We start from the raw sequence: 15,956 nt of genomic DNA on the forward strand, positions 1-15,956 counted from the left end.
CTAAAATTTTTTACAAATGATGCACTTTAGGTTATTGGCGATTTCTGCTTTCTGTTCCTTCTGTACTTTTTCCCAAGATAAAATAATTCCTTTGTACGATGGTAAAATTCCAAATAGTACCGGTATTTCTGAAAAAGAAATACATACAGATAATGGTCTTTTAGAAATTTCCAACGTTCAAGAACCAACTCTTGAAACTTTTTTACCCTCAAAACAAAACGCTAATGGAAAGGCTGTTATAATCTGTCCGGGGGGAGGATATCATTATTTAGCGTATCATTACGCAGGTACCAACTTTGCAAAATGGTTCAATAGTAAAGGTTATACGGCTTTTGTTTTAAAATATAGGCTCCCTATTGCCAACACCGTAAAAAATAAAGCTGAAGTTCCTCTGCAGGATGCAAAAAGAGCTATTCAGGTAATTAGAAAAAATGCGGATAAATGGAATTTAAACCCAGAAAGCATCGGTATCATGGGGCTTTCAGCGGGAGGACACGTGGCTTCTACGCTGGCAACCCATTTTAATTCAGATACCGGCATACCTAAAGATCCATATAAAGACATAAGCGCACGACCAGATTTTTTGATTTTGGCGTTTCCAGTAATTACCATGGATAAAAAATATACCCATATGGGATCTAGAAAAGCGCTACTGGGAGAGAGTCCTTCGGAAGAAAAAATTAAATTATACTCCAATGAACTTCAAGTAACTTCGGAAACACCACCAACATTTTTAGTGCATTGTGAAGACGATAAAGCAGTTCCAGTGGAAAATAGTTTACTATTCTATAGAGGACTTACCAAACATGGTGTTTCTGCGGAAATGCACCTTTATCCCAAAGGTGGTCATGGCTTTGGTTTGGCATTAAATAATAAACACCTACAGTCCTGGACAGACCGATTATACAATTGGCTTGATTTTATAGATAACAGACAAACCGAAGATTAATTTTTTAATTGCTTACCAAACCAAAAATTCTTCAATAAAAAAAGGGATTTACTGGTCGGTAAATCCCTTAAACATTTTATATAGTAGCTACTACAAGCCACTTATATAGCTTCCGTACGGATCTTTAAATTGGTAGCCTTCCGTAAAACGGTGTTTGCTTAATTTTTTAAATTCCACCAGTCCCCATAGGAGAAATTCCTTTAAGAAATACGCATCTTCAGGCTCGATTTCTGGTTGATGTTTTTTAATTAAGTCTTCCAAAGGGCTTATTTCGTCTAGATGCTTTTTATATTCCTTATCAGTTACATCGTCCAGCAGTTCAAAACCACTGCCTTCAAAAAACCAATTTATAACTGCATCGTATGGACTGGGTGCATTGGGACGCTCCAACTTATCTATTTTAGGGAAATATTGCGGAAACATCGTTTTAATGGCTTCTCCCAATAATTGCTGAGCGACGAAAGCTGCTCCTTCCTGTTCTCCTTCGTAAACCAATTCTACCTTTCCCGTTATGGCTGGAATTACCCCCATAAAATCACTTAACCGAATAGCGGTCTTTTCTTCCTTATTTTTTAGCATTCTTCGCTCGGCGGTACTCATTAAGTTTTCGAAGGCGGTAATACTCAACCGCGCACTTATTCCGCTTTTATGGTCTATATATTCGCTATTTCTGGCTTCGAAACCTATTTGCTCCAGTAGATCGTAAACCAATTCTGGAACATAGATGTTCGATTTTTGCTCTTCTTCAACTTTAGCTTCTTGTTTTGTTATTTTTTTGGCGATTTCTATGGTTTCGGGATAATGGGTTAATATCTGCGAGCCAATTCTGTCTTTTAGCGGCGTTACGATACTACCACGATTGGTATAATCTTCTGGATTTGCCGTAAAAATAAATTGCATATCCATGGGCAGCCTTAATTTAAACCCTCTAATTTGAATATCTCCCTCTTGAAGGATGTTAAAAAGCGCTACTTGGATTCTTGCTTGTAAATCTGGCAATTCGTTAATTACAAAAATGCTTCTGTTTGCTCTAGGAATCATTCCGTAATGAATTACCCGATCATCGGCATAGGAAAGTTTTAAGTTGGCCGCTTTTATGGGATCCACGTCCCCAATTAAATCGGCTACCGTAACATCTGGCGTTGCTAACTTTTCGAAAAAACGTTCCTCTCTATGGATCCAAATTATTGGGGTTTCATCCGCTTTTTCCTTTATAGTCTCCATGGCATACCGTGATAATGGTTTTAGGGGATCATCATTTATTTCTGAACCTTCCACAACTGGAATCCATTCATCCAAAAGCTTTACCATGAGTCGTGCCAGCCTTGTTTTTGCTTGCCCGCGCAATCCCAAAAGATTGATATTGTGTTTGGAAAGTATGGCTCTTTCCAATTCTGGTATCACCGTGCTTTCGTAACCGTGAATCCCTTCAAAAGTGGTTTCCCCATCTTGAATTTTTTTTATCAGGTTGTCACGTAATTCATCTTTTATGGATTTTGATTGATATCCGGAGGCTTTCAAAGCTCCTAAGGTTTTAATTTTTTCTATTTGCATTTTATTTTCTTTTTCGAGCAGTTTTATCGTATTCTTTTTTTTCTATTGGTTTCGTAATCTTCAAAAATCATTTCCCCTAATCCCTTTAAACCTGTAAAAAATGCTTTTCCCTTGTTGGCTTCCGTAAAATGCCTAACAAATTGCATGAGGTAAGGATCCCGGGCAATCATAAACGTAGTTATGGGAATATGGAGTTTACGGGCTTGCCTTGCCATATTATAGCATTTATCTACAATAAATTTATCCAAACCTGCACTGTTCATATAATACTCCCCATCTGGCTGCCGTATACAGCTTGGTTTACCATCAGTAATCATGAAAATTTGCTTGTTTGTGTTTCGCTTTCTACGCAAAATATCCATGGCTAGTTGTAGTCCTGCCACCGTATTTGTATGATATGGCCCAACTTTAAGATAAGGAAGATCTTTTATGGAAATTGGCCAAGCATCGTTTCCAAAAACTATAATATCCAAGGTATCTTTTGGATATCGTGTGGTAATGAGTTCGGCGAGGGCCATGGCTACTTTTTTGGCCGGGGTTATTCTGTCTTCACCATATAAAATCATACTATGGCTAATGTCGATCATCAATACGGTGCTCATCTGAGCTTTATGGTGGGTTTCTTCAACAACAAGGTCGTCTTCGTGAAGCGTGAAATTGTCCAGGCCATTATTGACTTGGGCGTTACGCATGCTTTCAGTCATGGAGATTCGCTCTAGTGCGTCACCAAATTGATAACTCCTAAAATCCCCGGTGTGTTCGTCCCCCCTTCCGGTGTGTTTGGTACGGTGATTCCCACTGGCACTTTTCTTCAGTTTACCAAAAATTTGTTCCAGCGCATGCTTGCGTATAAGCTGTTCTGTTTTGGCTGTAATGGAAAATTTACCATCGCCATCGCCATCGCCGCTACCATCGCCGTCGGGATCGATTTCTTCCTGGATGAAACCCTTACGTTTTAAATCTTCAATAAAATCTTCAATGGTGTAATTTTCATCGGTAAGCTGGTATTCCTTATCCAATTCCCGCAGCCAATCAATAGCTTCATCAAAATCTCCAGAAGTATGGGTTATTAACTCCTTGAATATCTCAAACAATTTTTCAAAAGGAGATTGATCAGGAGCTTCATAATTGGTAAATACAAATCCTTTTCTTTTCGTTTTATTCATAGCCCCATAAAATTAAGGATTTTTATAGAGAATGCGAATGGACAAGCGAATTTTAAGTATTTATTAGGCTTTTAAAACCTAGATGTTTATTCTTTTTTGGGAATCTCTTCAAGAGTTCCATCGTAGGTTATAAAATCCCTTTCAGAACTATTTACTGAAACCGAGGTTTTTTTGTTCTGAAAAACCATCAAAGTAACATTGAAGGATTTCGTTCCGTCATTGGCAGAAAAGGTTATTCTGTAATGCTTTTTGTTCTCTTGATATTCAATTTCCATATCCGACACTTCTTGATCGAACTTTATACCTTCGCCATCTGGATTGTAGCCACCGCCCATTTGGCGTTCTCCATAAAAAGGAAGATCTGCTTTGGCAGAATCACCTTTGATTTCTAGAAAAGCACCATCTCCACTCAAATCTATGCGCTGTACATTATTACCGGGTGCCAAAAGACCACTTCCAGCAATTTGCATCATGCTAGTACTTACCGTGGGCATTGCCCATTGGCATTCAATACGGAAATTTTTATCGTTTATTATTTTGTCCAATGCTGCTAAATCTGCATCGCTTACTGCATTTTGTGTTCCTCCGCAGCTCAAAACACAAAGTGAAACCACAAAAATTCCGATGATTTGTAGAATTTTCATTCTTTTTCGTTTAAAGTGATATTCTTAAAGTTACGAATTTTCTTAAAAACAACTATTGTGCCATTCAGTATAAAATTAGTGGGTTCCATTGGTAATTAATTTCAAGAAATCTTCAGGTTTAAAGTTCTATCAAAAATTAATATAAATGTATGGCATTAGGTAAAGTATTAGGGAGCAACTAGATATTTAAGGAGTGTAAAATAAAAACACTTGGCTAATTTGTTACTTGTTAGTATCTTTCAGCTTGAAAGTAGTGATGAACTTAAACATTTATAAAATGTTAGAAGAAAAAAATGATAACCTGCAACCAGATGCAGACGGAAATGAGCAAAGTAATATAGAAACTCCTCAAGAATCTTCAGAAAAGATTCCTGCGGTAGAGGTTGAAAATGAAGTAGAGGAAGAGCAGGAGGAGGATCCTCAAAACGAGATCGACGAGTCGAATGCCGAAGATGCGGAGGATGAAGGGCATAAGGATCGCCATGAGATACCTATGCTCGATTATCACGCCATGAGCATGGAGGCTTTGGTTGAAGAAATGGAGCGATTACTCAAAAAAGAAAAGGTTCAAGCTATAAAAAGGCATGTCGATCAGATAAAATCGGAATTCGACCTAAAGTTTCAGGAACTGTTAGAGCAGAAAAAAGAGGATTTTATAAATGAAGGTGGTAATGAAATCGATTTTGTTTACAGTACAACAGCAAAGAAAAAGTTTAACGAACTCTATGGGGAGTATAAAGAAAAAAGAAATCAGTATTATAAAAACCTGGAAAATCGGTTAAATGCCAATTTGGAAAACCGATTGGAAATTATAGAAGAGCTTAAAGGGCTTATTAATGTTGAAGAAAATATAAACGATACATACAAACACTTTAAGGAATTACAGGAACGCTGGCGAAATGCCGGTCCTATTCCCCGGGTAAGTTATAATGATGTGTGGCGTACCTACCACCACCACGTAGAAATATTTTACGACTTTTTAGACCTTAATAGAGATCTTCGGGATTTGGACTTTAAGCACAATCTCGAAGAGAAAGAAAAAATAATATCCCAAGCAGAAGCATTAGCCGAAATTGGCGATGTAAATAAAGCTTTTAGGGAATTACAGCTGCTACATAAAATTTGGAAAGAAGATTTAGGGCCTGTAGATCGCGAACACAGGGATGAAATTTGGAACCGTTTTAGCGCAGCCACTAGAGTGATTCACCAAAAAAGGCAGGAATATTTTAAAAATCAAGATGCCATTCATGAGGCTAATTTGGTGGTAAAGGAAGAGATTATTAAAAAAATCGATGCCGTTACCAAACAGCCTGCCAACAGCCATAGCGGTTGGCAAAAACAAATTAAGGAAGTAGAAGCGCTACGCGAAGACTTTTTTAATGCTGGAAGGGTGCCTTATAAAGTTAATGAACAAACATGGGCTGCTTTTAAGGAAACCGTTCGAAAATTCAACAGGAATAAAAACTCTTTTTATAAGAACCTTAAAAAAGACCAGCAACAGAATTTAGACAAAAAGATGGAATTGGTAAAGTTGGCGCAATCTTTAAAGGATAGTGAAGATTGGGAAGAAACGACGCCAATAATGAAAAAAATCCAAGCAGATTGGAAGAAAATCGGGCATGTACCCCGAAAGTATTCCGATAAAATTTGGAATGAATTTAAAGCAGCTTGTAATTTTTATTTCGATAGACTTCACGCCAAGAAAAATGAACATTTTAAAGATGAAATGGAAGCTTTTGAGCAGAAAAAAGCTTTTCTGGATGAATTAAAGACTTATGAGCTATCTGGAGATAAGGAAAAAGATCTCGAACAGATTAAAGGTTTCATTGCAGACTGGAAGGCCATTGGTAGAATTCCACATAGCAAGAAAAGCATCGAAGGGAAGTTTAATAAAATTCTGGATGCTTTGTTCAAGAAATTGGATTTAGATAAGCAAAAAGCAGAGCTTATAAAGTATGGGAACAAACTAGACCAGTTGGCAAATGCCGATAACAATACCCTCATTAACAACGAGCGAATCTTTATTAGAAGAAAAATCGATGAAGTAAAATCAGAAATTAGGCAATTGGAAAATAACCTTCAATTTATCAATGCCGATGAAAGCAATCCAATTGTAAAAGAGGTACTTAAAAATATCGAAAAGCATCGGGAGGATCTCAATCTATGGAAAGCCAAGCTTAAGAAAATTAAAAATATTGATCAATAGATAAAAATCAATTTTAAGGGACAAAGGGCATCAATTTTATAACAAATGATGCCTTTTTTTATTGAATTATAACATTTTTTAAAATATCAACAAATGATAAAATTTTTCTTGTTCATTTAACGTAAAAACAACAATGAAACCCAAATTTTATGTTAAATTTGGAATTATTTATGGCTCCCTGAATGAATCTAAGACTGATAATATTTTTTTTATTTTTCCTCATTACCGTTTCCGGACATTGCCAAAGAAAGCAATTAGATAGTCTTTCTCAAGCAGTAAAGGCTTATAATCAGTTACCTTCAGAAAAACAAAAAGATACCTCTTACATCAATTTAATCAATAAGTATGTTTTGGCCAATTATTACGTTAGTAATGATACGGTTAGTCATTATGCAAACAAAAGTTTAAAGCTATCTAGGGAAATAAAATATATAAAAGGGGAGATTGAATCACTTATAAATTTGGGGTTTTACGAAAGTGAATCTGGGAATTATGATAAAGGGATTTCTTATATAGAAAAGGCTTTTTCCCATGCCAAGCGAATCAACAGCTTTAAGCACATGCTTTTGTGCTACAGTAATTTTGCTACAATTTATGATTATGCCGGGAACATAAAAAAATCGGTTGAGTCCAGTTTAAAAGCCATTCGTTTGGCTGAAGACAGACCGAATAAAACAAGGGATGAGCTTTTGTATTTGAGTTTGGTTTACGAAAACCTGGGACTTACTTATGGAATGCAGCGGGAGTATGATAAAGCGTTGGATTTTCTAATTAAAGCTAAAGAAATTAATGAGAAAACCGATAGTAAACTGGCCCAAGCACAAACTCTGAGTAATATTGCTAGCTTTCAGTTAAAAGTAAACGAATTCGAAAAAGGAATGGAAAATGTAGAAAAGTCCATTCCTATGTTTATAGAATTGGGATACAAAGATTGGTTAGCATTCGCATACAAAGTAAAAGGGGAGCTTTTTGTAGAGATGAATGAATATGAAAAGGCCTTGGATATATTTATGCAGTCGCTACTTATTTATGAAAAAGTTGAAGACAAGCGGGAAAAAACCTCCTTGTTGAACGACATAGCAAAAACCTATTGTGGGATGCAGGAGTTCGATTTGGCCAAAAGTTACGCCGACGACGCTATGGAACTGGCGAAGGAATTAAACTCTTTTGAAGACATTAAAGAATGCTCCAAAACCTTATATCTCATTGCAAAAAAAACATTGGATTATGAGAATGCTTTGGTGTTTCATGAGTTATTTAAAAACTATAACGACAGTATATTTAATCATGAAAACACAAAAAGTGTAGCTGCGCATGAGGCTCAGATGTCGTTTATCGCAATGGAAAACCAACTAAAACTGGATAGTCATAAACAGCTCAGCAAACAAAGACTTTTTATTTATTTATCCACGGGAGGCGTTATTATCCTGCTTACCATTCTTTTTTTTACCCAACGAAGCAGGAAAGTAGAGCGAAAATTAAACGGTTTACTGGCCAACAAGAACCACGATTTAAAAAAGCGCGAACAGGAATTACAGGAGCTTAATGAAACAAAAAATAAGTTTTTCTCTATTATAGCACACGATTTACGGGCACCAATTGGCTCATTAAATTCCCTTATAGATCTTTTAAAAGACAACCAGATAAGTGCCAAGGATTTTATGCAGTTTGCGCCAAAACTTAGTGAACAGGTAAAAAGCATATCTTTTACACTAAATAACCTTTTGGTTTGGGGGCAGGCACAAATGAAAGGCGCCAACTCGCGCCCTTCGAAAATCGATCTTCAATTAATTTGTGCAGATACCATTAATCTCTTGAAAGAGCTCGCCAGTAAGAAGAAAATATTGATTAAAAATATTATCCCGGATAAAGCAATAGTTTTTGCAGATCATGATCACGTTAATTTGGTTTTTCGAAACATAATAAACAACGCCATTAAGTTTACTCCCGAAACCGGACTAATAGAGATTTACGGCACCGAATTGGAAAAACATTGGAAAGTTGAGATTAGGGATAGCGGAATTGGAATGAGTCAAAAAGCCATTGACACTATATTGTCCGATAAAACCCAATTCGATTCCACCTACGGAACCAATAATGAAAAAGGTACTGGCCTGGGCTTAAATCTCTGCAAGGAAATGATTAAAAAGAATCATGGAAAGCTTTGGATAAAGTCTGAAATAGGAAAAGGAACCAGCTTCTTTTTCACGCTACCGAAGAAATAGTTCTTCTCTTCAACTATTTAAATATACAGTGTTAAATCAAGCTGTATTCAACCGATTTATGTACCACATTTTTACAGAATTTAATTGTATTTCGCAAGTATAGGAATAAGGGATGCTAGTTAAAGATAAAAACTTTACTGAAGCTCCCTAAACGGTTTCTTCAGTAAAGTTATAAATGATGAGCATATAGATTTATGCTGCTGTTTGGAATAGATTTCGGAATTTTAAGTCACATTAAAAGTTTAACTTTTAAACTAGTTTTCTTACTCGGTAGAATGAAAAATCATAGTGCTGTCTATAACCTTATAGTTTTCTTCATTTGCCTTTCTAAAAGTAACCTCTACATCATTCCAGTCGGATGCCCATCCTTTAACCGCATTGTTTAAATATATTATTTCAATAGGGTGCATTCCTTTTTTAAGGGCTATTGTGCCTTCTAGGGGAAATCTTTTTAAGGTATAATTCGGGTTTATAATCACCGAATCGGATATTTTCACCTGTTCCTGTTTGCTTGCAAAATAATAAACACCATCTTCTGGAATTTCTACAAAACCTTTTAAAAACACCGCTCTAAAGTTGGTTGTATCGATTTCTTTTCCCCAATCAAAGGTTTTATTAGCATCAGCAATTGTATTTATAATAGTACTTTCGTTAGGCTTTTCAGTTACTTCCGAAGCCTCTTTAAAATGGCCATCCACTGTTTTCATCTCTAAACCTGGAGCCAAGTTGGTAATATTGTGAGCCTCTTTTAATTTAACTTTTTTAATATCTATGTTTCTTACGGTGCTTACTTTTCCCGTAGGTAGCAGTGAGGCAATCTTTATTTGCGCGTTGGAGGCAAATGTGATAGGTTCGGTATAGGTATTACTATTTTCATTTGGTTTAGATCCATCCAATGTATATTTCATGGGGATAGGATGCGTGGTATTGAAGGTTAACGTTAAACTATCTGTAAAAGCAATACCGTTGGCGGTAGGGCCTTCTGGTAGCGGTATGTGGTAATTAATACCATACATGTCTAAAGTAGGGTAGAGATTATCCAAGCGGGTTAAGAAATTATTGTAGTCTTTTCGTTCTTCTCCGCTCCATGTAAGTTCCGCAATAGCAATAATTCTAGGGTAAGCGTAGTATTCAATATCTTTTCCGGTGTATGCATATTCTGTCCAAATATTACCTTGCATCCCTAAGATATGTTTTTTCTTGTCTTCGTCGATTTCTGCTGGAATCGGACTGTAATTATATACTTTTTCCAAAGGGATATAGCCACCATGAGCCATGGGCTCCACACGGTAATCTCCTTGGCTAAAGTTGAGATACGAATAATTAAGCGGGGTCATTATAACATCATGCCCGGCATTGGCAGCCTTAATTCCGCCTTCTTCCCCCTGCCAAGACATAATATTGGTAGTGGGTGTAATTCCACCTTCCAAAATCTCGTCCCAACCAATCATTATTTTACCGTGTTCCTGAATAATCTTTTCAACCCTAGCCATAAAATAACTTTGCAGCTCAGCTTCATTTTTAAGATTTTCTACCTTTATACGCTTCTGGCACTGTGGGCATTTTTCCCAATTTCGCTTGGGCGCTTCATCTCCCCCAGCATGGTAATAACCATAAGGGAATAATGGGACGATTTCATCATAAACATCCGCAATAAAATCGAATACTTTTTCATTACCTGCACAGAAAATATTGTAATCCACTCCCCATAATTCCCTAGGTTGATAAATAATGTCTTTGTTGCAAGCCAAATCTGAATATGCCGAAAGGGCGGCAACGGCATGGCCGGGGGTCTCAATTTCTGGGATTACATCTATAAAGCGCTCTTGGGCGTAGGCAACAACTTCTTTTACTTCGTTTTGGGTGTAATATTGTTTTTCGTTGGAATTGGCTTCCGTTTTAACCCCTTTGGTGATTAATGCAGGATATTTTTTAATCTCAATACGCCATCCTTGATCGTCTGTTAAATGCCAGTGAAATTTGTTTATTTTGAATAAGGCTAAAACATCCAATTGCTTTTTTATTTCTTCTATGGAAAAGAAATGGCGGGAAACATCCAAATGCATTCCCCTCCAGGAATAGGTGGGCTCATCAATTATTTTCCCATTTGGAATTTCAACAGAAGTTATTTTGCTTTCTTCTTTGGTAACAATTGGCAAAAGCTGAAGCACGGATTGCATTCCGTAGAAAATACCACGATACGTCTTTGCTACAACATCAATTTTATTGGAATCTACAGTTAGTTTATAACCTTCATCGTTTACCTTTAAAGAGTCTTCTAAATGAAATTGAATAACGTTATTGTCTTTTTTTTCGTCGGAAAGCTTTATTGACATTCCTGTGTAGGCCAAAATTTTATCTTTAAAAAAAACGGCTATCTGTTTCGTTTCTTCATTGTGAAAATAAAACGCTGTTTTTTCAGATAAAGAAAATATGCCATCTGCCTCCATAACCTTTTGTGGTAGAGGGGTAATATCATTTAAGCCGATTTGCGGGGTTTCATTTTTTTCTTGGGGGGTGCAACCTAGAAAGGTTACGATAGAGAGTAGTATGTATATAAATTTCATCGTATTAATTTTTGGCTTCACAGTTTTGGGCAGTAATGTATTTTAATAGATTATCTATTGGTTTTTTAACAAATGTATTAGCCCGGTACCCTTTGTTATGTAGTTTTTTTGTAATCAAGTCTTGAGCATAAAACCCTATGGAACCTACGAAATGAACAGGATGTTGTTGTAATTCCTCGTGATAATGTATAAGGTAGGTTTCTATAAAACCGTCGATTGTTTTTTCGAGCAACGCTGCTATAAATGCCTCTTTTTTATTCCTAAAAGCGAATTCGGCGAAAGAAGCTAAGTATTTATTTGGGTTTTGTTGATGGTAAACACATTTAAACACTTCATTTAAATCGGTATTGAATTCTTTTTCAAACCAAGTGGATATATTTTTAGGCATTTTCTTTTGAAAATACGCACTTAACAATTCCTTACCGATATAATTACCGCTTCCTTCATCGGATAAAATATAGCCCAACGAAGGTATTTTTTGATGAACGTTTATTCCATCGTAAAAACAACAGTTAGACCCAGTGCCCAGGATACAAATAATCCCCGGTTTAGCAGTGGTAGCGTGTATGGCGGCAATAACATCTTCCTTTATACCAATATGAACGATATTCTCAAAAAAATCTTTAAGTAGAACTTTCATTTTTTTATCGGCATCCTTGGTACCACAACCTGCTCCGTAAAAATGAACCTGTGTTATAAGGGATTGGTAACTCTTAAGGTCTTTATTGTTTGAAATAATATTTTTAATAGCATTTTCTGAAAGGATCGTTGGATTAATGCCTTCTGTTGTGGTGGCAAGAATTTGTTTTCCCGTAAGGGTAGAAATCACCCAATCGCACTTTGTAGAACCGCTATCTGCAACTAAAATCATGGATCTGTTCTTTTTTCTAAATGGTATATTAGCTATAAAGGTTTTAAAAGAGAAAGTTCTTTTGGTTAAAATAACCCCTCAAAAGGAAGAGGGGCTATTTTGAAACTAACCAAACACGCTAACTTAAACTTAAATTCTAGATGAGTCTTTTTTAGTGAATCTGAATCCAAAAAAATGCAATCTCATTTTATGCTAAGGTTTTTTAGAACCTTAGAAATGATATCTCTTAAAAGCCTCAATAGCTTCGTATTCTGCCAATCCTAAGTTATCGTACAGGAGGGCGGTATTTCGATTGCGTTCTTGAGCACGAACCCAAAATTCCCTAGCATCTTCGCCCTGAAACATTACTCGGTCTTTTTGGGACTGGTGGAAAAGAATAGCATTTATTTTTTTACTCATCTCATCTGGGCTCAAGGGAACTGCCATCTCGATATCTGCAATATCCCATTCGTGCCAAGCTCCGCGGTAAAGCCAAACCCAACAATCTTTCATAAACGTTTCATGTTTTATTTGATGGAGGCTTTCAAAAATGGCGTCGAGGCATAATTTATGAGTACCATGAGGATCGGCTAAATCTCCTGCAGCATAGATTTGATGCGGTTCTATGCTTTTTATTAAGTCAGAAATTATGTTTATGTCTTCTTGTCCAATGGGGTTTTTTTTCACTTTTCCCGTTTCGTAAAATGGGAGATCTAAAAAATGAACTTTTTTATCTTCTAGACCTAGGTATCGGGTAGCTCCATAAGATTCCATCCTGCGGATAAGACCTTTTAATTTTCTGGTTTCCAAACTATCCTCATAAGCGGTAGTTTTAGAATTTAAGAAGGAAATAACTTTTTTAAAGTTGCTTTCTTTTGTACTACAGTCCATTAATTGAGAAACTTCGGCAAACTTAAGGGCTTCCTCATCTGTTACGGCGATATTACCAGAGGTCTGGTAGGCTACATGAACATCGTGACCTTGATCGATAAGCCTGGAAAAAGTACCTCCCATGGAAATCACATCGTCATCCGGATGGGGACTGAAAATAATGACCCTTTTCTTAGCAGGTGTCGATCGTTCTGGCCTGTTTTTGTCATCTGCATTTGGTTTTCCACCTGGCCAACCAGTGATGGTGCGCTGAACTTTATTAAAAATTTTGATGTTTAAATTGTAGGCAGACCCTTCAATCGTAAGTAATCCAGACATTCCATGCTCGTTGTAATCCTTATCGGTAAGCTTTAAAACCGGTTTTTTAAGTATTTCGCTCAACCAAGTAACTGCTTTTACCTTAAGCTCATCCGTCCATATACATTGACTTACAATCCACGGAGTTTTAATTCGCGTCAGTTCAGAAGCTGCTTCATCGTCTAGAATCATGGAAACATTTTCATGATTTTGAAGAAAAGTAGCCGGTATATTAGAGGTTATTTGTCCTTCTATAGTTTCCTTTATGATGGATGCTTTTTTATGCCCCCAGGCCAGCATAATAATGCGTTTGGCCTTCATAATCGTACTTACCCCCATAGTAATGGCTTTTTTGGGCACATATTCAATTCCGTTGAAATCTGATGCTGCATCCCGCCTTGTTACATGGTCCAGGGTGATAATTCTAGTACCTGAATTTTTATGGGAGCCGGGTTCGTTAAAACCAATGTGACCTGTTCTACCAATACCGAGCAACTGAAAATCGAGCCCTCCGAGTTGTTTTATCTTTAGGTCGTAATCAATGCAATATTGATCCAATTCCTCAACGGAAATTTCTCCTGAAGGGATATTTACGTTTTCTGGGTTTATATCCACATGATCAAACAAATGCTGATGCATGAAGTAATAGTAACTTTGGCGGTTTTCGGGTTCCATGGGGTAATACTCGTCTAAATTGAAAGTAATTACATTATGAAAGCTCAATTCTCCTTTTTTATGAAGGTTTACCAATTCTTCGTAAACCTTTATGGGGGAAGACCCAGTGGCGAGCCCGAGCACACAAGGCTTTCCTTGTTGCTGCTTGTCTTTGATTATTTCAGCAATTTCATGGGCAACCAAAACAGAAGCGTAGTTCGAATCCTCAAAAATTTCATTATGAATCTTCTCGAACTTGGTATCTTCAAACTTACCAACCTGTTTATATTTAATTTCTTGTATCATTCTAAAAAATAGCCTTTAATATTTCTTTTCAGCTTTTGGTTCATTGGCATTAAAAAACAGACCCTCATGAGAGCCTGTTTTTTTAGGCTTGAATATTAATTAATATCCCACCAGATATTCGTTGTCATTTCATCTGGACCCTGTCTTTCAATAGCTTCAGAAAGGTTCTCTTCATTTGAAATTGCTTCCGTAGCAGAATATTGAAGTCTTTTAGGAACCATACCGTTATTAGGTTGGGTTACAAAGAAGTTAGCGTTATCCGTTAGTGCTGGAATTAGGTCTGTTCTTCTTACCAATGCCCAACTTTCATAACCGTTCATTAAGGAATTTAACCATCTTTGGTTCCAGATCATTTCTAATTGTGAAGCTGTATCGCCACTTAAATTTGCAGAAGGCTCCATAGATAAATAGGTAGCAATAGCCCCAGCATCAACCTTCCAAAAGCTCATGCTAGTTTCTATCCCCTTACGGTACAATGAATTTGCATCACCACCATATCCTAAGACAGCGGCTTCTGCCTGAAGAAAATAAGATTCTGAAGCTGACAATACTTTTACAGGTGCTAAATTTGCCACCTCGGTTGTAGATAATCCCACAACCATTTCAGAAGGGTCTGCAAAATCTTCCCTTGGGAGTTGAGTTCTTGAACCAATTGGCGAACCTTTGAATTCATCGTTATTTATAGATGGAGTTGCAACCTGCGCCAACCTTGGGTCGTTGTTGGTGGAAAGCATATCTAAATATCGATCTGTAAAAGTGAATTTAGATCCAATACCTCCAAATCCCCAATAAACATCTTCGTAACCTCCGTCTAAGAAAGATAGAAGTAATGGAGACTCCGACCTTTTTAGTAAAGCGGGGTTAGATTCGTCTATTAAATCATTAGATAAACAATCGTTAATTATAGCATCAATATAACTTTGCTCACCATCAGCAATAAAAGCATCCCTAGACCTTAGAGCCATTCTAAGTCTAAGGGTATTGGCAAAAGCCTTCCAATTTTGAGGATTTCCTCCATAAATATAATCCCCTTCGCTTCCCGCAATAATAGCAGTAGAACTTCCAATGGACTCCATTTGGGTTTTTAGATCTTCCATAATTCCCATATAAATACTCTTTTGAGAGTCGTAAATGGGTTTAGGGTTTTCTAAAATAAGCTGGTCTCCTATTAATTCGCTATATGGAACATCCCCAAAAATATCTGTCATTTTTTGGTAAAACCACGACATCATAATCTTACTTACTGCAATACCGTTTTTATCATCTATTTCTGTATAAGCTTTTAGTAAATTTCGAGCATTTAGAGTCACCTTTTTGTAGCTGTTATCAAACATACCGTTGGTCCACCCTTGATTATTTTGGTATGCATCTGCCCCAAACCAGGCACCTTCATAATTATAGCTTATTTGGTTTGCAAATTGGCTGCTGTAAATAATATTTCCTCGCCATGTTAAAAATCTAGGTTCGGCGAATTCAAAGTATTGAACACCAGCCATAATACCTTCTACAGGAGCTGTTGTGGCTTTGTAAGGATCTGTATTAATTTCTTCAAAATCTTCAGTACAAGCTAAGAAGAAACTGCTTATTCCTATTAATAGGAACATTATTTTATTGGATCTCATTTCTTTAAATATTTTATTCATTTAA

10 protein-coding genes are annotated in these 15,956 nt (G+C 36.6%); 3 read left to right on the plus strand and 7 right to left on the minus strand.

Annotated elements, in window-relative coordinates:
• Positions 1-16: 16 nt before the first annotated feature.
• Positions 17-949: an alpha/beta hydrolase gene (locus HX109_RS12310; RefSeq protein ID WP_255462693.1), complete on the plus strand. Its 933-nt coding sequence runs from the start codon at positions 17-19 to the stop codon at positions 947-949.
• 90 nt (positions 950-1,039) lie between these two features.
• Here the strand turns inward: HX109_RS12310 and HX109_RS12315 are convergent, their stop codons facing one another.
• From HX109_RS12315 to HX109_RS12325, 3 genes are all read right to left on the minus strand, one after another.
• Entirely contained in the window at positions 1,040-2,503 is a 1,464-nt protein-coding gene (locus tag HX109_RS12315; RefSeq protein ID WP_178952398.1) for a sigma 54-interacting transcriptional regulator, read from the minus strand.
• A gap of 23 nt (positions 2,504-2,526) precedes the next feature.
• Entirely contained in the window at positions 2,527-3,669 is a 1,143-nt protein-coding gene (locus HX109_RS12320) for a vWA domain-containing protein (protein WP_178952400.1), read from the minus strand.
• A gap of 86 nt (positions 3,670-3,755) precedes the next feature.
• Positions 3,756-4,313 (minus strand): DUF4251 domain-containing protein, encoded by a 558-nt coding sequence (locus HX109_RS12325; RefSeq protein ID WP_178952402.1) that lies wholly within the window; start codon positions 4,311-4,313, stop codon positions 3,756-3,758.
• A gap of 277 nt (positions 4,314-4,590) precedes the next feature.
• Between HX109_RS12325 and HX109_RS12330 the strand changes: the two genes are divergently transcribed.
• Positions 4,591-6,519, plus strand: a complete 1,929-nt coding sequence (locus tag HX109_RS12330; protein ID WP_178952426.1) for a DUF349 domain-containing protein — start codon at positions 4,591-4,593, stop codon at positions 6,517-6,519.
• Between the two features lie 182 nt (positions 6,520-6,701).
• Entirely contained in the window at positions 6,702-8,744 is a 2,043-nt protein-coding gene (locus HX109_RS12335) for a tetratricopeptide repeat-containing sensor histidine kinase (protein ID WP_178952429.1), read from the plus strand.
• A 263-nt stretch (positions 8,745-9,007) separates the two neighbouring features.
• Here the strand turns inward: HX109_RS12335 and HX109_RS12340 are convergent, their stop codons facing one another.
• The 4 genes from HX109_RS12340 to HX109_RS12355 form a co-directional block, all read right to left on the minus strand.
• A complete protein-coding gene (locus HX109_RS12340) occupies positions 9,008-11,311 on the minus strand; it encodes a family 20 glycosylhydrolase (RefSeq protein ID WP_178952431.1) in 2,304 nt (767 codons plus the stop codon).
• A 4-nt stretch (positions 11,312-11,315) separates the two neighbouring features.
• The gene (locus HX109_RS12345) at positions 11,316-12,182 is read right to left on the minus strand and encodes an N-acetylglucosamine kinase (protein ID WP_178952433.1); all 867 of its coding nucleotides are present in this window, start codon (positions 12,180-12,182) and stop codon (positions 11,316-11,318) included.
• A gap of 210 nt (positions 12,183-12,392) precedes the next feature.
• Positions 12,393-14,309, minus strand: a complete 1,917-nt coding sequence (gene nagB, locus HX109_RS12350) for a glucosamine-6-phosphate deaminase (RefSeq protein ID WP_178952435.1) — start codon at positions 14,307-14,309, stop codon at positions 12,393-12,395.
• 95 nt (positions 14,310-14,404) lie between these two features.
• Complete coding sequence (locus tag HX109_RS12355) at positions 14,405-15,952, minus strand: SusD/RagB family nutrient-binding outer membrane lipoprotein (RefSeq protein ID WP_220399462.1); 1,548 nt, start codon at positions 15,950-15,952, stop codon at positions 14,405-14,407.
• Positions 15,953-15,956: the final 4 nt, after the last annotated feature.

This window comes from Galbibacter sp. BG1 (assembly GCF_013391805.1).
Taxonomy (GTDB): domain Bacteria; phylum Bacteroidota; class Bacteroidia; order Flavobacteriales; family Flavobacteriaceae; genus Galbibacter.

What these genes read in the sequence shown, in the direction of transcription:
- HX109_RS12320 (WP_178952400.1), bottom strand. Translation starts at nt 3,669, where the DNA reads ATGAATAAAACGAAAAGAAAAGGATTTGTATTTACCAATTATGAAGCT.
- HX109_RS12325 (WP_178952402.1), bottom strand. Translation starts at nt 4,313, where the DNA reads ATGAAAATTCTACAAATCATCGGAATTTTTGTGGTTTCACTTTGTGTT.
- HX109_RS12355 (WP_220399462.1), bottom strand. Translation starts at nt 15,952, where the DNA reads ATGAATAAAATATTTAAAGAAATGAGATCCAATAAAATAATGTTCCTA.
- HX109_RS12340 (WP_178952431.1), bottom strand. Translation starts at nt 11,311, where the DNA reads ATGAAATTTATATACATACTACTCTCTATCGTAACCTTTCTAGGTTGC.
- HX109_RS12335 (WP_178952429.1), top strand. Translation starts at nt 6,702, where the DNA reads ATGAATCTAAGACTGATAATATTTTTTTTATTTTTCCTCATTACCGTT.
- HX109_RS12330 (WP_178952426.1), top strand. Translation starts at nt 4,591, where the DNA reads ATGTTAGAAGAAAAAAATGATAACCTGCAACCAGATGCAGACGGAAAT.
- nagB (WP_178952435.1), bottom strand. Translation starts at nt 14,309, where the DNA reads ATGATACAAGAAATTAAATATAAACAGGTTGGTAAGTTTGAAGATACC.
- HX109_RS12310 (WP_255462693.1), top strand. Translation starts at nt 17, where the DNA reads ATGATGCACTTTAGGTTATTGGCGATTTCTGCTTTCTGTTCCTTCTGT.
- HX109_RS12345 (WP_178952433.1), bottom strand. Translation starts at nt 12,182, where the DNA reads ATGATTTTAGTTGCAGATAGCGGTTCTACAAAGTGCGATTGGGTGATT.
- HX109_RS12315 (WP_178952398.1), bottom strand. Translation starts at nt 2,503, where the DNA reads ATGCAAATAGAAAAAATTAAAACCTTAGGAGCTTTGAAAGCCTCCGGA.